This is a genomic window from Spirosoma sp., assembly GCF_048594605.1.
In the GTDB taxonomy this organism is placed as follows: domain Bacteria; phylum Bacteroidota; class Bacteroidia; order Cytophagales; family Spirosomataceae; genus Spirosoma.
In genome coordinates this window covers 1-23,506 of the sequence record NZ_JBMDWV010000017.1, presented here as the reverse complement: position 1 = coordinate 23,506, position 23,506 = coordinate 1, and the positions used below count along the sequence as shown (strand labels likewise).

Sequence of the window (23,506 nt, the reverse complement as noted above, 5' to 3'; positions counted from 1 at the left end):
AAACTGCATCAGTCAACAGAAGACTGAAGACAGTAAACAGAAAACTCAACTAAAAATTGATCGGTTGTCCGTCAACTAAATCCTGATACCCAGCCGTAACGATCTGATCGCCCGACTGTAACCCTTGCGTCACTTCAATTTTACCGCCGTACGACTGACCCGTTTTGATCGGTTTCGCCTTCGCTACTTTCTTGCCCCCTTCGTTCACCGCTACGTAGACCAGTTTTCCATTTTCCGTGTCCTGAATCAGGTTTTCATTGATTACGATCGCCTTCGCCTGTGTCTGGTCATTTATTTTAACCCGAGCCAGCATATTAGGCTTCAGCGCATTATCAGATGGAAGGGGTGCTTCGATGGTAAAGGTTCGGCTTAGGGGATCAACCGTGGTTGCAACGAAGGAAATGCGCGAATTCAGGTTTCGGCTAATGTCAGGAAATTCAACCGTTACCGCGTCGCCTTTCCGTACACTTCCGGAGTAATTATCCGAAACTTTCGCAACGACTTTCAATTGAGACAGGTTAACTACCCGAACCAGACCAACACCCGGCGCAGCGGATTGCCCAATCTTAATATTTACCTGATCGACAACCCCCGAAATCGGTGTCGTTACGGTTGATTGGCCTAGTTGGGCATTCAGCGTTGACAATCGACGCTCAAGCGATTCTTTGTTGTTCTTAGCCTGCAGGTACTGAATTTCGGTTCCGATCTGCTGCTTCCACAAGGCATCCTGCTTTTCAAAGACGGTGTTGGCCAGCGAAAGCTGGGTTTTCACTTCAGATATCGATTCCCGTAAGAGCTGGTCATCAACTTTAGCTATCGCCTGTCCAGCCCGAACCTGATCACCTTCTTTCACGTAAACAGCCGTAACCACACCCCCCGATTTTGGCGATACCTGTACGTTGTTTTTTGCATCAATAGTGCCCTGTAATTCAACAAAGTGCTTGAACGTACTAGCGTTCAGGGGAGCTACCGTTACGTCTTTCACGCGCGCTTCTTCGGCCTTTTTCGGATCAAGTTTTGCGAGTTCGCCTTCCAGCGTTTTAATCTTCGAATTCAGTTCCGTCTGTTGCGATTTTAATTCTGCGAGTTCATCCCGTTTGCCTTGCAAATCAGATTTCTTTTCCTGTGAGCAGGACGCTAAAAAACTCACGAGAATTATGGCGTAGTATGTTTTCATTTTAACTGTTTTTATTTTTTAGTTTCCTACGTAGAGCCGGCCGAGCGCACGGTCCTGATCTACTTTTGCGATTAAGAAATCGTACAGTGAAGAGAAATAATTGGTTTGTGCTTCGCGAAGGGATGCTTCGGCATTCTGCACTTCGATACTTGACCCAACACCTTCTTTATATTTGATCTGCGCTACGCGAACAATTTCCTGTGCCAGATCGCGGTTGCGTTGCTGGGTTTGTAAGGTCTGCAAACCATTGTTCAACGTAATACTCGATTGCCGGATTTGCAGATCAATTGAGTTACGTAACAGTTCACCACTGTTCTGCGCCTTCTGCAACGTAATACGCTTCTGGACAAGTTGATATCGTTTCTGGAAGCCATCGAAAATGGGCACCTGCAGGCTTAAGCCTATGGTTCCGAAATTAAACCAAGGATCTGTAACAAGTTGGCTGAACTTGTTGCGGCCACTGTTATAGCCATAGTTTGCGAATCCAGCCAACGATGGATAATATCCTTTCTGGGTAAGTTCAATATCCTGTTCGGCCAGTTTTATCTGCGTTTCCAGCGTCGAGTACTCGATTCGGCTTTGGTATTGAAAGGTAGGATCGGCTGAAATCAGCGGGCGCAGGTCCTCGACTTTTCGATCCTGTAATTGCTCAGCCAACGTAATTTCATCGTTAACGCCTAACCCCATCTGAAATTTAAGGAGCGTATAGCTCAGCTCAATCAGGTTTTGTACGTTCTGGCGTTCTGCCCGCAGATTGTTAGCCTGTACTTCTAAACGTTGTACATCCAGTTTTTCAACAAAACCCTGCTGATTCATAGCTCGCGTTTCGTTGAACAGCGTATCGAGCCGACCAATGTTATAGTCCAGCAACTTTGCCCTTTCCAGCGCGACCAATACACCGTAATACGCTTTTGCAACTTGCTCAGCTACAGTAACCTTACTGGCTTGTAAATTCCGCTGAGCCAGTTCGCGATACGTAGCTGCGGCCCGTAATCCAACGTTTAGACTAGCGCTGTAAATAACCTGATTCAGGTTGACAGATGCGTTGCTTGAATAAGCAACGCCAAATTGAACCGGCACGGCAGGCGCATCTGGCGAGGCATTCTGATCGAAAAAGACAGCCGGTAAAAAGGCCCGCTGAATAATCAGGTTATCGGTCAGTGAAGCACTGGCAGCAATCTGCGGCAACGCCGACGCTTTGGTTTCTTTGATACGTGCTTCGGCACTTATGGCATCAAGCTGACTGTTACGTACGTTAACGTTCTTCTGGATAGCAAAATCAATTGCTTCCTGGAGCGTAAAGGATTTGCCATTCGACTGCTGATTTGATGGGCGTAAACCCGTTGGAGCCAGGCCCAATCCCGAATTAAAATTCGAAATAACGGTAGGCTGAAGATTTACGGGACCCGTTGCTGGATTCACCGAAGGAACTGCTTCAGAGGCATTATTGCTGGGTTGTCCGGGAACGGCCACGCCAGTACCGGGTGTTACGCCAGGCTGTGCAACAACGGCTCCCGTACCAGCAGGCTGCTGCGCGCCGGGTTGCTGTCCGCTCGCGGCCGCGCCCGTAGGCTGTTGACCTACGGATGGTTGCGTAGGTACCTGAGCCACCGTCCGTAGCCAACCTGTCGACAGACAAAGCGCGGCAATTAGGAGAGTACTACTTCTTTTCATAGACCACTTGGTTATATTCGTTCGTGTGGTTAACATACTGATTGTAAATGGTGAAGCCTTTCTCGGTCAGCATACCCCGAATGAAGTGATGCATGAGCTCATACTGAATCTCGGGCATTGTATACTGGTCCGTTGGAAAGATGTCATTATTAAATGCCAACTCAATCTGTTCAACACGGAGTCGGGCTAAAATCGCTGGATTTAGGTCTGCGCGGTATAGTCCTTGAGAAATACCTTTTTGGATATTTTCAAGAATAGATCGCATAATTTCGCCTTCTTTATATCGCCTAAACTGTGCAAAAGCCTGTGGGTAGTGCCGTTTCAAATCAATCAACAGATTTGGGCTAACCTGGTCGGCGTGTTTCTGTATCATAGACAGTACGTGCATAATTTCCTCGACGGGATTGTCGGCTTCGACCGCCATACACATCATTTCTGACTGATCTCTGCCCATTTTACCCTCAATAACTTGGGATAAAATCTGTTCTTTATCGTTGAAATGCTGATAGATCGTTTTTTTGGAAATGCCTAATTGCTTAGCAATGTCTTCCATCGTTACTGAACGAATGCCATATTTCCAGAACAACCGCTCAGCCTCCGCTAATATCCTTTCCTTCATTAAATGAAATAGAACTTTTGCAGGATGAACTTAGGAAACTCAAATATAGTTCTGAGTTTCCTCTACATTTTACTATTAAATGATGAACGGCCTAAAAACTGGTGTGAAACAACCAATAGGTCCGATGAACTTGTAGCTAATAAGAGGGGAATTAGGGGTTGATATTCTGGTTAGACGCCTGTTTCGTAGAAGCGGACATCTGCCTTTACGGAGCTGAGCAGTTCGCGCGTGCGCTCCGGGCGGGCATCAGTGATAAAGAGCTGACCAAATGCACCTTCTTCCATTTGCTGAATCAGCTTGCTAATACGCCGGTCGTCGAGCTTATCGAAAATGTCGTCGAGTAGTAGAATAGGCTTGACTCCTTTTTCGGCTTCCAACGTATCGAACTGAGCGAGTTTCAGGGCTATCACAAATGTTTTCTGCTGTCCCTGCGAGCCAAACTTTTTCAGGGGAACGGCCTCGCCATAGACACCGCCGATCAGAAAGGAGTAATCGTCTTTATGCACTCCCATCGTGGTACGTTGTAATATCGTATCCCGCCGACGAAAATGCCGAAATTCTTCAGCAAAGTTCGGGTCACTTACTTCCGACTCATACACAATATTCACCATTTCGCTCTCATTGCTTAAGTAGGCGTAGTGTTCCCGGAATCCGGGCAGGAATTCTTCGACAAATTGTTTCCGACGGTCGTGTATCTTCTGGCCTAAGTCGAGCAGAGGTACGTCATACGTATCGAGCATGTCATTATCTACCTGGTTCCGTTCAGCAAAAAGTTTGAGCAAACTGTTACGTTGCTTCAGCACTTGCTGGTACATCAGGAAATCCCGTAAATAATTCGGATCGAGCTGAGACAGGACTCCATCAAAAAAGTGCCGCCGATCTTCACTGTGTTCACGCACAAGATCGGTGTCGTTTGGCGCAATCAGGACGACCGGAAACCGACCAATGTGTTCGCTAATACGTTCATATGGCTTCTTGTCGGCCATAATTACTTTCCGCTGCCCCCGCTGCAAGCTGATCGTGATCTGTACCCGGTCTGGATTGACACGGTTTGGATGACCGCTATGTTCGTTCTCTTCGAAAATGCCGTCAATTATAAAATAGTCGGCACCATGAAGAATACTAAATGCGTCCTGATTCTGGAAAGCACTTTTGCTGAGTGCCAGAAAATAAACTGCGTCTAACAAATTAGTTTTACCGCTGCCGTTCGGCCCTACAATTACGTTTATCTGCCGTCCAAATACGTATCGCCCATCTTCATAGTTCTTAAAATTGGTCAGGCTCAGTTTTTCGAGATACATAGATGTAGCGGATAACGCGATAATGCGTAATTTCGCGGCAGTCCTATAGAGAAGACTCTGTATGAACTAACGTTTTGGTATTGGCAACAAAGATACGGTCGGTTTGTTAGGTTAATAGGCTTAACGGCCGTAGAAGCGATTGCTGATTTTATCGAACTTCATTCCTCATGGCAAGCGTCAAAGAGAAATCTGAGCGGGGAACCGCCAAACAAAATGGAAAGGCTCCGGAAGCCGCGAAAACGCAGCATCCCAAGGAGCGGTATATGTACTGGTATGAATCCATGCAGTTGCAACGGAAGTTTGAAGAGAAAGCCGGGCAGTTGTATGGCCAGCAGAAAATCCGTGGCTTCTGTCACCTGTATATAGGTCAGGAGGCTTGTTCGTCAGGTTCATATACAGCCTTAACAAAAGATGATAAGTGGATTACAGCCTATCGCGACCACGGTATCCCGCTGGCTCTGGGTTCTGACCCAAAAGCGGTAATGGCTGAATTGTTTGCAAAACAAACCGGTTCGTCGAAGGGGAAAGGCGGCTCCATGCACATCTTCGACAAGTCAGTTAACTTCATGGGTGGCCACGGTATCGTTGGTGCTCAGATTCCGATGGGTGCCGGAATTGGCTTCGCAGAGAAGTACAACAAGACCAAAAATCTCTGCATTACGTTTATGGGCGATGGAGCCGTTCGGCAGGGCGCTTTGCACGAAGCCTTTAATATGGCCATGCTTTGGAAAATTCCCGTCATTTTTGTTGTCGAAAATAATGGTTACGCAATGGGAACCTCTGTTGCCCGAACATCGAACGTAACAGAATTGTATACCCTTGCCGAAGCCTATGACATGCCTTCTGAGCCGGTCGATGCCATGAGTGTTGAAGCTGTTCATGAAGCCGTTAGTCGGGCTGCTGAGAGAGCTCGCTCGGGTGAAGGACCAACGTTCCTTGAATTCCGTACGTATCGGTATCGGGGCCATTCCATGTCGGATCCACAAAAGTATCGCTCAAAGGACGAAGTTGAAGAATACAAAATGCGCGATCCGATTGAGCAGGTAAAAGCCACTATTCTTGAAAAAGGAATTGCTACTGAAGACGATCTGGCGGCTATTGATCAGAAAATAAAAGGAATTGTCGACGAGTCTGTCAAATTCGCTGAGGAGTCTCCGTACCCACCAGCAGAAGAAGCGTTCAAAGATGTTTACATGCAGAAGGATTATCCATTCTTAACCGAGTAGATAAGTTAGTGCATAAGTTTTTTACCTCATATATTTTATCACCTTGAGGTAATCAGAATGTCCAGGAAATTTATCCTGGACATTTTTATTTGAACTAACTTTTCCTATTACGTGTATATACATTAAATGTCGATACAACTAATAGATTTTAACCTTATTCACTAATAAACTTATGGAAACGCTGATCAACGGTCTTCACCACGTAACGACGATAGCTGGCGATACACAACGTAATGTCGATTATTATACTGACATACTTGGCCTGCGGCTCGTTAAAAAAACGGTCAACTTTGATGCTCCCGATGTATATCATCTGTATTATGGAAATGAAGCAGGTTCACCCGGCACGATCCTCACCTTTTTTCCATACGGAGATATTCCTCGTGGTCGAAAAGGGGTCGGCCAGTTAACTTACACAGCGTTTTCTGTGCCAACCGCATCATTACGTTTCTGGATGGATCGGCTCCACGAACGTAATATTCCCTACGCTGGACCTTACAAACGCTTCTCAGAAACATTTATCCGTTTTGAGGATTTCGATGGTATGGGCATAGAGTTTGTCTTTAACGACGATGATAAACGCCCAGCTTGGGATAACGGTCGTATTCCGGCTGAGTTTGCCGTTCGGGGTTTTCATACGGTTACGTTGAACGAAGTAAATTCAGACAGAACGATCAAACTTTTAACCGAAACGATGCAGCATACATTGGTAGGGGAGGAGGAAGGCCGATTCCGATTCCAGGCCGGAATTGGTGGCTCTGGCAATTTTGTTGATGTGCTGCATTCGCCTAAGGATGTTCACGCTTTGCAAGGTGCTGGTTCAGTCCATCACGTTGCTTTTTCGACTAATAGCGACGAAACGCAGATAATTATTCAACATCAGTTGGCAGAACTCGGTTATCACGTTACTCCTGTGCAGGACCGCAATTACTTCAACAGTATTTATTTCCGCGAGCCAGGTGGGATTTTGTTTGAAGTAGCTACGAATCCTCCTGGTTTTGCCATCGATGAATCAGTAGCGGAATTAGGAACGGCATTAAAACTACCTCCGCAATATGAACCTCGGCGGGCTAAAATAGAAGCTGAATTACCTGAAATCATTGTTAAATAATTCAATCACAAAAGCAGAGGGAATACCGAGATTTTTTAGCTTTTCCTTTGTATTCCCTCTGCTTTTGTGATTGATAAAATTTCAAAAAACGATGATACATAATTCCAATAATATTCGAACTGCAGGAAAGCCACTTGAAGAGGCAAAAAAAGTGTTGGTCATGGTACATGGTCGGGGTGGTTCAGCACGCGATATTTTGTCTTTGTCAGAATACATTCAGGATAAAGATTTTGCTTTTATTGCTCCTGAAGCGACAGGTAATACGTGGTATCCGCATTCATTTCTAAGACCAGTAAATGAAAACGAGCCATACCTTAGTTCGGCATTACAAGTTCTGGCCAGTTTGCGAGGACGTCTACAATCGGATTTCAATTTCAAACTACCACAAATTTATTGGCTGGGTTTTTCACAGGGAGCCTGTTTGCTGTTAGAATTTTTAGCGCGTAATGCAGCCGAGTATGGCGGTATTTTTGGACTAAGTGGTGGCTTGATTGGCCCAGCCGGAACCCCTCGTACCTACGATGGGATGTTCGATAATACGCCTGTTTTTTTAGGATGTAGTGACCAAGATTCACACGTACCGAAAGAACGGGTTTTAGAATCAGAAGATATTTTTCGGAAGATGGGAGCGAACGTAACGACAAAATTATACCCTAATTTTCCGCATACGATTAACGAAGATGAGCTAAAGATTGTTAATTTGCTGATAGCGGGAGATCAATAATGATCTTAACATCTGCACTTAACACGATTGCCTATGAGCCAATATATGGTTGAATTTGACCTTCCGGCCGTGATGGATGAAGGGTTTGAAAATCGGATACCTGCCCAGCGACTTAAAGTGGAAGAACTAATGGAGAAGGGTTTTTTATTATCGTATTCCCTTTCTGCCGACCGCCAAAAGCTCTGGTGTATTTTTAAGGCTGACTCGGAACTTGAAGTATTGGAATCAATCTCTGAATTTCCACTTATTAAATACATGACACCAATGATCACTGAGCTTATGTTTCATAATATGCTTGCGGCTCGAATACCACTTTTCTCGCTAAACTAAACTACAAAAAGCCCTCTTTCCTGAGGGCTTTTTTATGGCCAAAAATTGTACTTTTGCTTGCATAACCGTTTCTTATAACCATAAGTAACCATAGCTAAACTGGTTACTTATGGTTATAAAAGGTTGATATTCAATTTCCACGTGGAACAATTTATTTAGGTCCATAGTATCTCATATTATAAATAATACATGACACCAAACGTCTATATTTCTCAGTCTGAGAGTGAGTTAGAAAGCCATTTTAGTGGAGATTTCATTGCTCATATCGACGGAAAAAAGGTTATTACGTTAAGGGATTTCTATGAAGAAATAGCCGTGTTGTTAGACTTTCCAGACGGCTTTGGTTTCAACCTTGATGCGCTAAATGACTACTTAAACGATCTACAATGGCTCGAAGACGAACGTATAATACTCTATTTTACCAGTACCGAAACGCTGATCAGCAAAGAGCGAGACCCGGCTAAAATGGGAAGTATTTTGAATATACTAGAGGCTACAGCCGAAGATTGGAAATGGGTGGATGAAGACGACGATGCAGATAAGAAGGAAATTATTTTAGTTTTCGAGGATAGTCTACGCATACGTAAACTATTAGAGCAGGAAAGCATTAATTATGCTCTATTATCAGTGTTGAAATAACGAATTGACGCAACAAATTTTTGAAACCTACTGTTATCAATACGTGCCGCCGGGAGGTCCTTCCAGCGGCTTTTCGCGTTTGACAAACAACCTGAACATCGCTTGAAACCAAATGAATTACTCGGTTTATACACCGAGGATAGCTTTATAAAATTATTGGCTGAACCCTTTAGCCGTAAACCATCTAGTGAGCCACAACGATTGCAAATCAAAGGTGTTGCTGGTAGTCTGGATTCGGTATTGGCTTCAGCCATATTTAAACTAGTGGGAGGCAATCACCTGTTTATACTGACAGATCGTGATGAAGCTGCCTATTTTTTTAATGACCTTCAGAACCTAACGGACCGGGAAGTTTTGCTCTTTCCGATGTCATATAAAAAGCCATATCAATATGAAGAAATCGAAAATGCAAACGTATTGATGCGAGCAGAAGTATTGAACAAATTAAATCCAGCTTCGAAAGAAGGATTATTAATTGTAGCATACCCCGAATCATTATCTGAAAAAGTAATTAACAAACGTTCTTTGCAAGCTAATACGTTAACGATTCGGGTAGGGGAGAAGCTAGACACTCATTTCGTATCGGAACTTCTGCAAACGTATGAATTTGAAAAAACAGATTTCGTTTACGAAGCAGGTCAGTTTTCAGTACGTGGTGGTATCATTGACGTATTTTCATTTGCCAGCGAATTTCCATTTCGCATCGATTTATTCGATGATGAGGTAGAAAGTATCCGCAAGTTCAATCCTGAAACACAACTTTCGACTGACCCGGTTGAATTTATCAATATTATCCCGAACATACAGACTAAACTTGTTCAGGAGAGCCGTGAACAATTTTTTAGTTTTTTACCCAAGGACACCACCGTCTGGGCTAAAGATATTGAGCTTACGCTCGATATTATAGATAAGTGCTACGAAAAAGCTGAGCAAAGCTTTGAATCAGTGGTAGCCAACAGTGGAGGAATTCAGGTAGTATCTGACCCGGGCGAATTGTTTGAGACTCGTCGAACCTTTTTAAATGATTTAAAGATGTTTCGAACGGTTGAATTTGGACGCAAATTCTACTTCAAGACAGAAGGTAAACAGCAATACAATTCAAAGCCACAGCCGTCTTTCAATAAGGATTTCAAACGACTTGTTGATACGTTGGGCGATAATCAGGCTAAAGGATTCACCAATATCATTGCAGCCGAGTCGTTCAAACAGCTTGATCGGTTAAAGACAATATTTGAGGAGCTTGATCCATTCGTTAAATTTCAGCCAATCAATATTGGTCTACGAGAGGGATTTGTAGACAACACCCTAAAGATAGCCTGCTTTACGGATCATCAGATTTTTGACCGGTATTATCGCTACCGGGTTCAAGATAAGTTTTCCAAGTCGAAAGCCTTAACGCTACGTGAGTTAAAGACATTACAGCCCGGAGACTACGTAACCCATATCGATCATGGCATCGGACGATTTGCGGGTTTAGAAAAAGTTGACCATGCTGGCAACGAGCAGGAAGCGATACGTCTCATCTACCGCGATAACGATATCCTGTTGGTAAGTATTCACAGCTTACACAAGATCGCTAAATACAGTGGAAAAGAAGGCGGTCCACCAGTCATGAGCAAACTCGGCTCGCAGGATTGGGAGCAGAAAAAGTCAAGGATTCGAAAGCAGGTTAAAGAAATTGCCCGGGAACTGATAGCGCTCTACGCAAAACGCCGAACGGCACCGGGATATGCTTATAGTCGCGACAGCTTTCTACAGGCTGAACTTGAGTCATCATTTCTTTACGAAGACACGCCAGATCAGGCTAAAGCAACCAATGACGTAAAGGATGATATGGAAAGGCCGCATCCCATGGATCGACTTGTATGTGGTGATGTTGGTTTCGGCAAAACCGAAATAGCAATTCGGGCTGCATTTAAAGCCGTAACGGATAATAAACAGGTAGCTGTATTAGTGCCAACAACAATTCTTGCCATGCAGCATTTTAAGACGTTTAGCGAGCGTATGGCAGACTTTCCAGTGAAGATTGAATACATTAATCGTTTTCGATCGACAACGCAAATAAAGGAGATTCTGAAAGGCGTAGCATCCGGCGAAATTGGCATTCTAATCGGAACTCATCGAATTGTAAATAAAGATATCAAGTTTAAGGACTTAGGCTTACTGGTCATTGACGAAGAGCAAAAATTCGGCGTAAAAACGAAAGATCGTCTGAAAGAAATGCGGGTAGAAGTGGACGTGCTAACGCTCACAGCTACGCCCATTCCCCGAACCTTGCATTTTTCTTTAATGGGTGCCCGCGACTTATCTGTTATTGCAACTCCTCCTCCAAATCGCCAACCTGTTACAACGGAAGTACATCCATATAATGAGACAATCATCCGAGATGCTGTAAGTAATGAAATAAGGCGTGGAGGGCAGGTTTTCTTTGTTCATAACCGAATCAATGACATTGAATCCATTGGAAATTTAATCATGCGACTAGTGCCAGAAGCGCGCGTGAGTGTAGCGCATGGCCAAATGGAAGGCGAACGTCTGGAACGTATCATGACGCGCTTCATAGAAGGCGATTACGACGTTTTAGTATCTACTAATATTATAGAGTCAGGTCTGGATATTCCTAACGCGAATACAATTCTGATCAATAACGCTCATTATTTTGGGTTATCCGACTTACACCAAATGCGTGGAAGGGTAGGCCGTTCAAATCGAAAAGCGTTTTGCTATTTATTGACTCCACCTCCTTCTGTATTGACGGCAGATGCCCGCAAGCGCCTTCAGACGCTTGAAGACTTTTCTGACTTGGGTGAAGGCTTCAAAATTGCCATGCGCGATCTGGATATCCGGGGGGCGGGTAACCTGTTAGGTGCTGAACAGAGCGGATTTATTAATGACCTTGGCTTTGAAATGTATCACAAAGTGTTGGATGAGGCTGTGCAGGAATTACGCGAAAATGAATTTAAAGACCTCTTTGAAACCAAGCCCGGCGAGCTAAAATTAGCGCTTCCTGATACGGTGATAGAGACCGATTTACAGGTTGTAATCCCCGAACGTTACGTCTCCAATATATCGGAACGATTGGCGTTATATACTCGCCTGGATAGTTTACAAAATAATGAAGAATTACAGGCTTTTCGACAGGAAGTAATTGATCGTTTCGGTCCAATGCCCGACGAAGTCGAAAACCTGATAAAAATGGTTAATGTTCGCTGGAAAGCAGAGCAATTATACCTTGAAAAACTGACGTTGAAGAATAATATACTCAAAGGATACTTCGTTTCTAACGGGAACGACGATTTCTTCAAATCTGATCAGTTTGGTAGGGTAATCGAATACATTAAACGAAACCCAGCCAAATGTTCGTTGAAGGAGTCGAAGGGGCGGCCCATTTTCACTCATACCGATGTATTTTCAGTCGAGCAATTGAATGAAATTTTGAGCGCAATGACAAGTTAAGAGACAAACGAAGTACGATCCAAGATTTTTTACAGGTTTTAGACTGAGTATGAAGTCTTTCTTCCAGAGTCTTATATCTTTTATCTAATTTTGCACCTACGTTTTACACAAAATAGAGCAATGATTCAAAAGTATCACCTGCAACGAGCGGCTTATGTGCTGTTGGCAACGGCGGCCCTGGCATCCTGTAAGCCTAAGCACCCGACTAGTGTGCAGCCCGGTAAAAAAAGTACGGCGACAGGGATTGCTTACAACCAGAAAGATGGTTTTCAGGTAAAGAAATTTGCGGGACAAAAAGCAGGACCAAACCTTGTTTTCATAGAGGGTGGACGCTTCACAATGGGCGCCCTTGAAGAGGACGTAATGAATACGCGCGATAACCGCGAACGTACTGTTTCAATCCAATCATTTTACATGGATGAAACAGAAATGGCCAACGTTCACTATCTCGAGTATTTGAACGCTATTACACGTGATTCATCAGAAGAAGTTGTAAAAGCTGCTTTACCTGACACAACTGTTTGGGCAAATCCGCTTTCGTTTAACGATTCATACGTAACACAATATTTACGTTACCCCGCATTCCGATACTATCCTGTAGTTGGTGTTTCATGGGTACAGGCAAATGACTATGCTATATGGCGGTCAAATGCTGTGAATAATGAGCTTGCTAAAGGTGGTGCTCCTAAGAAGAAAGGTGGTGGTTTTTCACTTAAACGGAAATCAAAAGCAGCTGAGGAGCCAGCTTTAGCCGAAGCCTCGGCTGCCCCGGCTAAACCAAGTCTTGAGAGTGGTATGATTCTTCCGGATTACCGACTTCCAACGGAGGCAGAGTGGGAGTACGCTGCAAAAGCTCTTATCGGAACACAATACATGGATGAGAATCAGATCAACCAGCGGATTTATCCATGGGACGGTTCCTCAGTTCGTAATCCTAAAAAAGGGCGAAAACAAGGTCAAATGCTAGCTAATTTCAAGCGTGGCCGTGGTGACTATGCCGGTATAGCCGGTCGCTCAAATGATGGTGCTATTATAACTGCAGAAATTTACGCTTACCCTGCCAATGATTTCGGTTTATATAACATGGCTGGTAATGTAAATGAGTGGGTTTATGATGTATATCGTCCTCTTTCTTATCAGGACGTAAACGATCTTAATCCGATCCGTCGAAATGGCTATCTGGATGAGGCTAAAAATTATGACACAAAAAATAAGCAATCGCTCATTGATGACCGCCTTCGAGTCTATAAAGGTGGTTCATGGAATGATGTAGCGTACTGGTTATCACCCGGAACACGGCGTTATTTAGATCAGGATTCTGCTACGGCTATGATTGGTTTCCGTTGTGCAATGATTGGAGTTGGCCGGAACAAGTAAAATAAAACAAAATCTAAATAATAAGGGGAATCCATCATTGGATTCCCCTTATTATTTGTTGAACCACATGTCATCTACCAGCTACTGCCAAAGTCAAAACACTTACTGATCTGCATCCAGCCTTCAATAATTCGGTAGCGCAGGCTTCAATCGTAGCACCCGTAGTTAGTACATCATCAACAATTGCTACGTGTTTATCTAATACTGATTCTGAATTGAGCACAGAAAACGCAGATTTCACGTTTTCCCAACGCTCCAGACGATTTTTATTCGTTTGTGATTCCTTAAATTGATTACGAATCACTACGTCTTTACAGACAGGAATTTCAAGCGCTTCTGCTAATCCCTCAGCTATCCAGTCGGCCTGATTATAACCCCGCTGCTGTAACCGGCTCTTATGCAACGGTACGCTAATTACTACGTCTATTGCTTCAACTGCCTTGCTCTCTGATTTGAGCAGGTATCCATACCATCTGGCTATTTCTTTAGCAGCCTCCTTCTGTCCTTTATATTTAATCTGGTGGATTATTTTTTGAACACTACTGCCTTTAGTAAAGTAAACGTAAGAAGCTATGAATTGAATTGGCACCTTTCCAGCGAATTTATTTAAAAGGATTTGGTCGTAAGGCTCTCTGTGATGTCCTGTCTCAGGCAGATTCATCCGACAATGCGAGCAGATGTACTTTTCACTGGTATTCAACAATTGATCACATCCAACACATAGATCTGGAAAAAGAAGATCTATAAAATCACTAATACAATGTTGAATAAATTGAAACATCAATAATGTTCGTTATTAACTATAAATCGTTGTAATTTAGAGAGAAGTAGAAAGCAAACAGAGCTGTGGAGGACGAAAGTATAAATAATTCATGGGAAGAGTTACTTGATCAGCTGGAAAAACTGATCGGAAAACGTCCGGCTGATCTCAATGCAGTTTTATTTTTGATTGGGGTACAAGAGTTAGGTACGGGTCCCAAGCGTTTTTCAAAAGAAGCGAAACAGGACTTAATGCATATTGCTGTATGCAGAGTACTAAGTCTATCAGGTTATTACATACTTGAAGGTTACGATAAAGATGGATGGCCACAATGGTCGCTGTCAAAGCCAGTTCCACATGGTGATCTGTTATCTCAGGAAAACTTTCTGAAACAACACGTTATTCAGTATTTCGAGTCCCTTTTAGTTTAATTACTCAACCTGAATTCGTATGCAATCCTCAACTGCTTACATAACATTACTTCAACGTATCGACGAGTATAAAAAACGCTACTTTCAAAATCAGCTTGTGAAAGGAAGCCTGTTTTTCATCGCTCTGTTAGGAACGGGCTACCTGTTGATCAACACGGCTGAATTTGTAGGCCGATTTAATTCTGCTGGTCGGGCAATCCTGTTTTTTGGTTTTATCTTGACTGTTTTAGTGGGCATGTATTTACTGGTTGTCCGGCCCCTAATGAGTCTGTATGGACTCAACAAGCCTTTATCAAATGATGAAGCTGCTCGACAGATTGGCACGTTCTTCCCAGAAGTGGGGGACAAGCTTTTAAATACGCTTCAACTTCAACGTATTTCTTCTGATCAGAGTGATTTGCTTCAAGCAAGCCTTAATCAACGCTCCCAGCAATTGCTTATAAATCGCTTCGCGAATGCCATCCAGATAAGCCGTAATCGACAATTCCTCAAGTATGCGATCCCTCCGTTAGGGTTGATACTTTTGATTTTAATTATAAATCCTGCTTTTTTTACCAAATCGTCCACACGACTCGTAAACTATAACAAAGAGTTTGTTGAGGAGGCTCCGTTTCAGTTTCTCATTCAGAACAAGTCATTAAAAGCTTTTCGAAATGAAGATTTTGCATTGTCCGTGAAGCTTACGGGCGACGTATTGCCTCAAGCCGTATATGTGGTTACTAACGGCACACGGTTCAAACTTGACCAAACAGGAGATCATTTTTCTTATAATTTCGATAACCTTCAACGGGATTTAGATTTTCATTTAGAAGCTGCCGGTTTTAATTCGTCTACCTATAAAATATTATTAATTGATCGACCTGCCGTTTTATCCTTCAATGTCAAGCTTAATTATCCGGCTTATTTGAATAAGCCAAATGAACAGCTTTCCAATGTCGGCAACCTGTTGGTTCCCCAGGGAACTGTGATCAACTGGGAATTCGCTGCTGATCACACAGACTCTCTTTTGTTTCGATTTAACACTGAAACAAAGCAAACTCCAGCACGCTTGATCGATAACAATACGTTTGTGCTGAACCGCCGATTAATGCAGAGTTCCTTGTACACTGTTTCGCTTAAAAACGGACAAATTGCTAAACCATCAACTGTTCAGTATAACGTTCAAGTTATTCCAGACCGTTATCCACAGATATCCGTTGATCGAATTCAAGATACTGTTACGTATAATTATATATCCCTCTCTGGATTGCTTTCGGACGATTATGGCTTTTCAAAACTTCGTCTGAATTACAAAATTATACGTAACGGTAAGCCTTCGCCCTCGTATATCAAAGACATTCCATTTCAGGGTTCCACTACGTCCCAAAATTTCATTTACAACTGGTCATTGGACAGTTTAAAACTTGGCCAGGAAGATCGTCTGGAGTATTTCGTTCAGGTATGGGACAATGATGGTGTGAATGGACCAAAATCAAGTCGTTCCAATCAACTTAATTTCGTTATTCCTACGAATACTGAAATTCAGAAACAGGTTGATGAATCTGCCGAGAAAACTGAACAGCAGATTGATAATGCATTAAGCAAGACGCAAGCGATTAAGAAAGAGCTGAATCAGATGGAAGATCGCATGCGAACAAAGAAGTCGTCTGATTTTCAAGATAAGAAGCAACTTCAGGACGTGTTGCAAAAACGTGAAGAACTCATGAAAGAGATCCAAAAGTTGCAGGAACAGTTTCAGAAAACAAATGATACTCAGCAACGTTTTGCCGAAAAAAATCAGGCAATGCAGGACAAGTTGGAACAGTTACAAAAGCTTTTTAATGAATTGCTTGATCCTGAGTCAAAACAACTTTATGAACAGTTGAAGCAACTTCTAGAGCGAAAACAGGATGAGAAAGCCTCCGATTTGCTCGATAAGTTAAGCCGTAAAGAGCGCAATATGGAACGTGATCTAGATCGCGCTTTAAAGCTTTTCAAACAGATGCAGCTTGAACAAAAGGTCAATAACATCGCAGAGAATTTAGAGAAACAGGCAGAAAATCTTGAGAAGCAAGCAGAGGAAAATGCCAAGAAAAATGATACGTCCGAAAGTCAACAGAAGCAACAAGAGAAAGCTCAGGAAGACTTTAAAAATACTCAAGACCAGTTGAAGGAACTCGAAAAACAAGCGGAAAAGGAGGACCTTAATAAGCCTGAAACATCTGAAAACGAGCAGAAGGAGATTGAAAAAGACATGGATGAAGCGACTAAAAATATGAAAAGCAACCAAGGTAAACAGGCTGCCTCTAAACAAAATAAGTCGGCAAAATCTATGCGATCCATGAGTAAGGCTATGAAAGAGTCTATGCAATCTGCTGAAATGCAGGAAATGCAGGAGAATATGGATGATCTTCGTAATATTCTTGATAACCTTATTACGTTGTCTTTTGGACAGGAACGCGTCATGAAGGATTTTCGTGGAATGAGCCTCCAGGACCCTCGTGTTACTAAGCTCTCACAAGAGCAGTTAAAGTTGCAAGATGATGCTAAAATTATAGAAGATAGTCTTACTGCTCTTGCTAGCCGGGTGGTGCAGATTCAGTCATTTGTAACTCGTGAACTGACCAACATGAAATCTTACATGGATGAAAGTGTTCAGCAATTGCGGGAACGCCGTTTAAGTATGGCCTCTTCTAAACAGCAATTTGCCATGACATCAATTAACAACTTGGCGTTAATGCTTAGTGATGTTCTGAAAAACATGCAACAGCAAATGAACGCTATGGCAATGCCCGGTAAAGGCAAAGGAAGCAAAAAAGGTGATAATCCAAATAGTATGGGCGAAATGCAAAAGCAGTTGAACGCTAAAATGCAACAGCTACAGAAAGGTGGCAAATCGGGAAGAGGCTTATCTGAGGAGTTGTCACAGATGGCAGCTGAGCAAGCCATGATCCGGCAAATGCTTAAAAAGCTTGAGGAAAATTCGAAAGGCACCGAAGCTGGCAAGGCTCAGGGAAAGGAAGTCAAAGATCTACTCGAAAAGATGGATGAGTCAGAAACAGATCTTGTCAACAAGCGTGTCAATCAAAATCTTATTAATCGACAAAACGAGATTTTGACTCGGCTCCTAGAATCTGAAAAAGCATTTAAGCAACAGGAAGAAGATCCCAAACGACAAGCAGAAACAGCCAAATCAACTAAGCGTAGTGTTCCTGCCTTTTTTGATTCTACTAATCTGCAGAACAGAAATAAGCAGGTTGAGGTATTGCGTTCAGTCACTCCAAACTATAATCTTTTTTACAAAAAGGAAGCTAATCAGTACTTACAAAAAGTTAGTAGATAAATTAAGAACTTCATTTAACCACTGTCTGGCACAAAGGACAGTGGTTTTTTGTTGGTTTATTGTTAAGTTTTTATTTTTTCAATTACAATCAACAATTTTTTGAAAAGTTTCCACGTGAAACATTTTTCAAAATTTATCAAAATGTATTCTACTTACGACGTAATAGTGGTTGGGGCAGGCCACGCGGGTTGTGAAGCAGCAAATGCAGCGGCCACAATGGGATCAAAGGTTTTATTGATTACCATGAACATGCAAACTATAGCGCAGATGTCGTGCAACCCCGCAATGGGGGGGGTGGCAAAAGGCCAGATAGTGCGTGAAATTGATGCGATGGGGGGAATGTCAGGTATAGTGAGCGACAAAAGTATGATTCAGTTCAGAATGCTGAATCGCTCGAAAGGGCCCGCTATGTGGAGTCCCCGTTGCCAAAGCGACCGAAATTTGTTTGCATGGGAGTGGCGTAAAATATTAGAAGGAAATCCTAACATTGACTTCTGGCAGGATTCTGTTAATGCAGTATTAGTAGATGAAAAAAAAGTAATTGGAGTTAAAACTAATTTAGGGGTAGAATTTACCGCTAAAGCTGTAGTACTTACAAACGGGACTTTTTTAAATGGCAAGATGTTCATTGGAGAAAAAGTATTTGGTGGAGGAAGGACAGCAGAACGAGCAGCAACTGGGCTCACAGAACAATTAATTTCTCTGGGGTTTGAATCGGGGCGAATGAAAACGGGTACTCCACCACGTGTTGATGGAAGGAGCTTAAACTATGAATTGATGGAGGAACAGTTAGGGGATGAAAATCCTGGTAAATTTTCTTATACTGATACTCAGAAATTAACTCAACAGCGTAGTTGTTGGATAACCTATACGAATCAAAATGTTCATGATGAATTAAAAAAAGGATTCGGAAAATCGCCTATGTTCACAGGGCGTATCAAAGGGTTGGGCCCACGGTACTGTCCATCTGTAGAAGATAAGATTAACCGTTTTGCGGACAAAGATCGCCACCAGATATTCGTGGAACCCGAAGGATGGGATACAGTGGAAGTGTACGTAAATGGCTTTTCCACATCGCTTCCAGAAACGGTTCAATACGATGCACTACGTAAGATACCAGGTTTTGAAAACGTGCGGATGTTTCGTCCAGGTTATGCCGTTGAGTACGATTTCTTTCCACCCACGCAATTGAAACATACACTGGAGACCCAATTAATAAATAATCTTTTCTTTGCCGGTCAAATTAATGGTACAACAGGATATGAAGAAGCAGCTTGTCAGGGGTTAATAGCGGGAATTAACGCACACAGAAACGTTCATGAAGAAGCTGAATTCACTGTCAAACGGTCAGAAGGGTATATTGGAGTATTGGTAGATGATCTAATCACTAAGGGTACAGAAGAACCGTATCGAATGTTCACTTCACGAGCAGAGTACCGTACCTTATTACGTCAGGATAATGCAGATCTGCGCTTAACCGAAAAAGGATACGCTGTTGGTTTAGCTTCACAGGAGCGTTATGAGGCAATGAAAGAAAAAAGGAATGAAATAACCAATTTGAGTGAGCGTATAAAGTCAAGAAAAGTAAAACCGGAAGAAATCAATAGTTGGCTTGAAAGTAAAGGCAGTTCATTATTACGTGAGAGATCGAGTATGTATGGCCTGTTGAAAAGACCTGAAATTGATCAAAGTGATGTAAGCGAATTGCTCAAATTGATACCTGACCTACCTAAAATAGGGGATGAAATAATCGAGCAGACAGTAATCGAAATTAAATACGAAGACTACCTAAACCGCGAAAAACAGAACGCAGAAAAACTGGATAAATGGGAAAGTTTAGTTATAAACCCGTCATTTGATTACGACCGGTTAAAAGCTCTTTCGTTTGAGGGCAAGGAAAAATTAAAAAAAGTAAGACCGTCAACTATTGGACAAGCATCTCGTATAAGTGGTGTAAGCCCCTCTGATGTATCGATTTTACTAGTATATATGGGCCGCTAAAAAGGTAAACGGATTACATCCAATAATCCGTTTTATGTTTATTCACTATAAAGAAACAGTTTTGGAAACTATTACCACCTGTCCTGTCTGTAATAACAACAAATTCAAACCACATTTGGATTGCAAAGATTACTTGGTAAGTAATCAGATGTTTTCTATTGTATACTGTACACAATGTAGCTTTCGGTTGACAAATCCCAGACCAGACGCTACAAAAATTGGCACTTATTACAAAGCAGAGCAGTACGTATCACACAATGATGAAAGCAGTGGATTAGTGAATACAGCGTATCGTATGGTGCGTAAATATACACTAAAATCGAAATTAGATTTAATTAACAAGCTCAATAAAGGTAAGGGATGTATTCTGGACGTAGGGTGTGGCACAGGTACGTTTCTGGAAACTTGTCAAAAAGATGGCTGGCAAATAACAGGCATGGAGCCAGATGTCGACGCCCGATCCATTGCGACTAAGAAACTTAATATTAGCATTTTCCCTGATTTAGATACTATACAAAAAGCAAAACCGTTCGACGTAATTACTCTTTGGCATGTGCTTGAACATATAGCAGATCTTAATGGTGTAATCCCACAGCTTTATAAATTGCTTACTAAAACGGGAACTTTGCTGATTGCTGTACCAAATTCAGATTCTTACGATGCTAACTACTTCAAACAATATTGGGCAGCATATGACGTACCTCGTCATCTTCACCACTTTACCCCATCAACAATTGAAGCATTAATGGCAAAGCATCAATTTAAATTAGTTGGTAAAAGGCCAATGATTTTTGATGCGTTCTATATAGCTATGCTCAGCACGAAGTATCGGACCGGTAAAACAGATTATCTTGAAAGCATACGAATAGGGTTGGCATCTAACGCATCAGCTAAACAAACTGGAAACTCTTCAAGCTTAATCTATCTCTTTAATAAGGCCTGATTGCCTACTAATAGACTTCCAGATGTCAGAATGCATTCATTAAAGTAAACAGGTCTATTATAACTTAAAAAAGTGAAATTTTCCTGTTCATAAATATGTGGAAAACTTATTAGAATAAGTGGAAAACTTGTTCACAATTGCTTAACTTGATGTGGAAGAATAAGTAAGTAATCCACAAGTACTCCAAGAATGATGAATAGTGTGGAGAAACGGCAACATATAAGATCTAATTCCACACTTTTTCCTCAGTCTAACTTGTGTACATCTTTTATACACAAATCCACAACACAAGTCCACGTATTATGTGGATAAAATGTTAATTTATTGAAGATGAGCATTTTGTATGTGGATAACTCAAGTAAAGCTTGTCCACAATAGAGCTTTCTTTTCCACACTGATCGAACATATGAGTGGAAAACTTATTTATTCACATTTCCACACAGCTAATAATGATAAAAACGTTTCTTTTTAAAAAGAGAATTATAAAATGTTAATAAGGTCAAAAGTCATAAGTGTGTTGCTATTAGTGCTGAGCATGGGTTTGGCTTATGGACAGGTTGGTGCGACATTAGCTGAAGAATATTATAAAGCAGGCGAGTTTGAGAAGTCAGCCAGTGAGTATGCGAAGTTGTTGAAAACGGAAATAACATGGCAGAGGATTTCGCGTTACGTATCTAGCCTGCAAAAGAGTAATAAAGCAGACGATGCACTCAAATACCTACGTAAGCAGCAGCGTAGTGATGATGTTAATAAACAATATTACGAGTTGCTGGCAGGACAGCTAGCTGGACAGCTTGGAGACACGACACAAGCCAAGGCACAGTATACAGCAGCGTTACAGACAAGCAAATCATCAATAGCAAAACTTGAAAAGATTGCAACGGCTTTCAACGAGGTGGGAGAAAGTCGCTGGGCAATCCGTGCGTATGAAACAGCGCGTGAAGTAAGCAAAGAGCCAACAGCTTATAGTGAAGATTTGATGGTGTTATACAAGGCAACCGGGCAGACAGAAAAAGCCATTGACGAAATAATAACGACCAGCAAACAATCTGACAAGAAAGAAACGGTTCTTGCTTCGCTTCAGGGTTACATAAATACAAAAGATGAACCGCTTGTTGAAAAAGCTTTGTATACAAAAATTCAGCAGGAGCCGAACGAGCTTGCTTACAATGAACTATTGATTTGGTTTTTTGTCCAGAAACAAAAATTCAGCCGGGCGCTATTACAGGAAAAGGCTACGGACAAACGACTCAAGCTAAACGGAAGTCGAGTTTATGACTTGGGTATGCTGGCTATGAATAACAAAGAGTATAAGACGGCAGCGGAATCTTTTGAATACATAACAGCAACTTATCCACAAGGTCAGCTTTATCCATTCGCCCGTCGCTTGGTGATCAATGCGCGGGAAGAGCAAGTAAAAAACACTTATCCGGTCGACAAAACCGAAATCCGTAAGCTTATTAGTGATTATCAACGGATGCTTCAGGAGGTAGGAACCAATGTCAAAACCCTCGAAGCACTACGTAGTACGGCAAATCTGTATGGAACTTACCTTGATAGCAAAGACACGGCGCTAACAGTTCTGGATCGAGCTATCGATATGGGTAAGTCAGATAAAAACTTTGTGGACCGCTGTAAACTTGATAAGGGTGACATTTATCTCCTAAAAGGAGAACCATGGGAGTCAACATTACTTTATTCCCAGGTTGAGAAATCGCAGAAAGAGGAACTATTGGGATATGAAGCTAAATTGAAAAATGCAAAGCTTCAGTACTACAAAGGAAGTTTTGCTGTAGCAAAAGATCTGTTAGACGTATTGAAACTGGCTACCTCACGTGAAATCGCGAATGACGCTGAACAACTAAGTCTGCTGATTGTAGATAATACAGGGATGGATAGCACCGAAGCAGCAATGCGTGAGTATGCTAACATTGATTTGATGCTGTTTCAGAACAAGACCGACGAAGCAGTAGATGCCCTAAATAAAATGTTGGTACAATATGCTGATCATACCATTGTCGATGAAGTGCTGTGGCTACGTGCCAATACGTACATGAAGCAGGGAAAAAATGCAGAAGCACTTGAGGATTTGAAAAAAATAACGGCCAGTTATCCGAATGATATACTGGGGGACGATGCAATGTTCACTCAAGGAAAAATATACGAAGAGCGCCTAAAAGATAAACAGGCTGCTATGGATGCTTATCAGAAAGTACTGACTCAATATACGGGAAGTATATATGGTGCAGAAGCCCGGAAGCGTTTTCGATTGTTGAGAGGAGATGCAATAAATTAGATATATCGAGCTTTAGCGGGTTATCCACAAAAAAAGCCTCTACTACGTAGTAGAGGCTTTTTTTGTGGATAACCGCTAAATTACGGTTTGTAGAAAGGATTCCTTAAAAGCTTCATAAT

Annotated in this window: 17 protein-coding genes; 12 read left to right on the top strand and 5 right to left on the bottom strand. The window is 42.2% G+C overall.

Going from position 1 to position 23,506, the window contains the following annotated elements; translation table 11 throughout:
- Positions 1–49: 49 nt before the first annotated feature.
- The 4 genes from ACOJS8_RS00845 to recF all read right to left on the bottom strand — a co-directional run bounded on the left by ACOJS8_RS00845 (position 50) and on the right by recF (position 4,771).
- Positions 50–1,177, bottom strand: coding sequence for an efflux RND transporter periplasmic adaptor subunit (locus tag ACOJS8_RS00845; RefSeq protein ID WP_420146634.1), 1,128 nt, complete (start codon positions 1,175–1,177; stop codon positions 50–52).
- Between the two features lie 18 nt (positions 1,178–1,195).
- Positions 1,196–2,851 carry a TolC family protein gene (locus tag ACOJS8_RS00840; protein ID WP_420146633.1) on the bottom strand — a complete coding sequence of 552 codons (1,656 nt, stop codon included), beginning with the start codon at positions 2,849–2,851 and terminating at the stop codon, positions 1,196–1,198.
- On the bottom strand, positions 2,838–3,470 hold the full coding sequence (locus tag ACOJS8_RS00835) for a TetR/AcrR family transcriptional regulator (RefSeq protein WP_420146632.1): 633 nt from the start codon (positions 3,468–3,470) through the stop codon (positions 2,838–2,840). The genes ACOJS8_RS00840 and ACOJS8_RS00835 overlap by 14 nt, the downstream gene beginning before the upstream one ends.
- Before the next feature lie 170 nt (positions 3,471–3,640).
- Positions 3,641–4,771, bottom strand: a complete 1,131-nt coding sequence (gene recF, locus ACOJS8_RS00830; protein WP_420146631.1) for a DNA replication/repair protein RecF — start codon at positions 4,769–4,771, stop codon at positions 3,641–3,643.
- Positions 4,772–4,938: 167 nt separating this feature from the next.
- On the opposite strand from recF, the gene pdhA reads away from it, so the two are divergent.
- The 7 genes from pdhA to gldJ all read left to right on the top strand — a co-directional run bounded on the left by pdhA (position 4,939) and on the right by gldJ (position 13,634).
- Positions 4,939–5,997: a pyruvate dehydrogenase (acetyl-transferring) E1 component subunit alpha gene (pdhA, locus tag ACOJS8_RS00825; protein ID WP_420146630.1), complete on the top strand. Its 1,059-nt coding sequence runs from the start codon at positions 4,939–4,941 to the stop codon at positions 5,995–5,997.
- A gap of 172 nt (positions 5,998–6,169) precedes the next feature.
- Positions 6,170–7,108 (top strand): ring-cleaving dioxygenase, encoded by a 939-nt coding sequence (locus ACOJS8_RS00820; protein ID WP_420146629.1) that lies wholly within the window; start codon positions 6,170–6,172, stop codon positions 7,106–7,108.
- 91 nt (positions 7,109–7,199) lie between these two features.
- Positions 7,200–7,832 carry an alpha/beta hydrolase gene (locus ACOJS8_RS00815; RefSeq protein ID WP_420146645.1) on the top strand — a complete coding sequence of 211 codons (633 nt, stop codon included), beginning with the start codon at positions 7,200–7,202 and terminating at the stop codon, positions 7,830–7,832.
- 33 nt (positions 7,833–7,865) lie between these two features.
- Complete coding sequence (locus ACOJS8_RS00810; RefSeq protein ID WP_420146628.1) at positions 7,866–8,162, top strand: muconolactone Delta-isomerase family protein; 297 nt, start codon at positions 7,866–7,868, stop codon at positions 8,160–8,162.
- A gap of 189 nt (positions 8,163–8,351) precedes the next feature.
- On the top strand, positions 8,352–8,801 hold the full coding sequence (locus ACOJS8_RS00805; RefSeq protein WP_420146627.1) for a barstar family protein: 450 nt from the start codon (positions 8,352–8,354) through the stop codon (positions 8,799–8,801).
- A gap of 102 nt (positions 8,802–8,903) precedes the next feature.
- Complete coding sequence (mfd, locus tag ACOJS8_RS00800; RefSeq protein WP_420146626.1) at positions 8,904–12,257, top strand: transcription-repair coupling factor; 3,354 nt, start codon at positions 8,904–8,906, stop codon at positions 12,255–12,257.
- 120 nt (positions 12,258–12,377) lie between these two features.
- Complete coding sequence (gene gldJ, locus ACOJS8_RS00795; RefSeq protein WP_420146625.1) at positions 12,378–13,634, top strand: gliding motility lipoprotein GldJ; 1,257 nt, start codon at positions 12,378–12,380, stop codon at positions 13,632–13,634.
- A 70-nt stretch (positions 13,635–13,704) separates the two neighbouring features.
- Here the strand turns inward: gldJ and ACOJS8_RS00790 are convergent, their stop codons facing one another.
- A complete protein-coding gene (locus ACOJS8_RS00790; protein WP_420146624.1) occupies positions 13,705–14,415 on the bottom strand; it encodes a ComF family protein in 711 nt (236 codons plus the stop codon).
- A gap of 65 nt (positions 14,416–14,480) precedes the next feature.
- Between ACOJS8_RS00790 and ACOJS8_RS00785 the strand changes: the two genes are divergently transcribed.
- The 5 genes from ACOJS8_RS00785 (at position 14,481) to ACOJS8_RS00765 (ending at position 23,387) form a co-directional block, all read left to right on the top strand.
- Positions 14,481–14,825 (top strand): hypothetical protein, encoded by a 345-nt coding sequence (locus ACOJS8_RS00785; RefSeq protein ID WP_420146623.1) that lies wholly within the window; start codon positions 14,481–14,483, stop codon positions 14,823–14,825.
- A 19-nt stretch (positions 14,826–14,844) separates the two neighbouring features.
- Positions 14,845–18,147 carry a DUF4175 family protein gene (locus ACOJS8_RS00780; protein WP_420146622.1) on the top strand — a complete coding sequence of 1,101 codons (3,303 nt, stop codon included), beginning with the start codon at positions 14,845–14,847 and terminating at the stop codon, positions 18,145–18,147.
- 141 nt (positions 18,148–18,288) lie between these two features.
- Positions 18,289–20,148 (top strand): tRNA uridine-5-carboxymethylaminomethyl(34) synthesis enzyme MnmG, encoded by a 1,860-nt coding sequence (gene mnmG, locus ACOJS8_RS00775; RefSeq protein ID WP_420146644.1) that lies wholly within the window; start codon positions 18,289–18,291, stop codon positions 20,146–20,148.
- A gap of 61 nt (positions 20,149–20,209) precedes the next feature.
- Positions 20,210–21,091 (top strand): class I SAM-dependent methyltransferase, encoded by an 882-nt coding sequence (locus ACOJS8_RS00770; protein ID WP_420146621.1) that lies wholly within the window; start codon positions 20,210–20,212, stop codon positions 21,089–21,091.
- A gap of 535 nt (positions 21,092–21,626) precedes the next feature.
- Positions 21,627–23,387: a tetratricopeptide repeat protein gene (locus tag ACOJS8_RS00765; protein WP_420146620.1), complete on the top strand. Its 1,761-nt coding sequence runs from the start codon at positions 21,627–21,629 to the stop codon at positions 23,385–23,387.
- The last annotated feature ends 119 nt before the right edge of the window (positions 23,388–23,506 follow it).

Coding starts and splice junctions, on each gene's coding strand:
- ACOJS8_RS00815 (WP_420146645.1), top strand. CDS start 7,200: ATGATACATAATTCCAATAATATTCGAACTGCAGGAAAGCCACTTGAA.
- pdhA (WP_420146630.1), top strand. CDS start 4,939: ATGGCAAGCGTCAAAGAGAAATCTGAGCGGGGAACCGCCAAACAAAAT.
- ACOJS8_RS00810 (WP_420146628.1), top strand. CDS start 7,866: ATGAGCCAATATATGGTTGAATTTGACCTTCCGGCCGTGATGGATGAA.
- gldJ (WP_420146625.1), top strand. CDS start 12,378: ATGATTCAAAAGTATCACCTGCAACGAGCGGCTTATGTGCTGTTGGCA.
- mnmG (WP_420146644.1), top strand. CDS start 18,289: ATGTATTCTACTTACGACGTAATAGTGGTTGGGGCAGGCCACGCGGGT.
- ACOJS8_RS00790 (WP_420146624.1), bottom strand. CDS start 14,415: ATGTTTCAATTTATTCAACATTGTATTAGTGATTTTATAGATCTTCTT.
- ACOJS8_RS00805 (WP_420146627.1), top strand. CDS start 8,352: ATGACACCAAACGTCTATATTTCTCAGTCTGAGAGTGAGTTAGAAAGC.
- ACOJS8_RS00780 (WP_420146622.1), top strand. CDS start 14,845: ATGCAATCCTCAACTGCTTACATAACATTACTTCAACGTATCGACGAG.
- ACOJS8_RS00835 (WP_420146632.1), bottom strand. CDS start 3,470: ATGAAGGAAAGGATATTAGCGGAGGCTGAGCGGTTGTTCTGGAAATAT.
- ACOJS8_RS00765 (WP_420146620.1), top strand. CDS start 21,627: ATGGGTTTGGCTTATGGACAGGTTGGTGCGACATTAGCTGAAGAATAT.
- recF (WP_420146631.1), bottom strand. CDS start 4,771: ATGTATCTCGAAAAACTGAGCCTGACCAATTTTAAGAACTATGAAGAT.
- ACOJS8_RS00845 (WP_420146634.1), bottom strand. CDS start 1,177: ATGAAAACATACTACGCCATAATTCTCGTGAGTTTTTTAGCGTCCTGC.
- ACOJS8_RS00840 (WP_420146633.1), bottom strand. CDS start 2,851: ATGAAAAGAAGTAGTACTCTCCTAATTGCCGCGCTTTGTCTGTCGACA.
- ACOJS8_RS00820 (WP_420146629.1), top strand. CDS start 6,170: ATGGAAACGCTGATCAACGGTCTTCACCACGTAACGACGATAGCTGGC.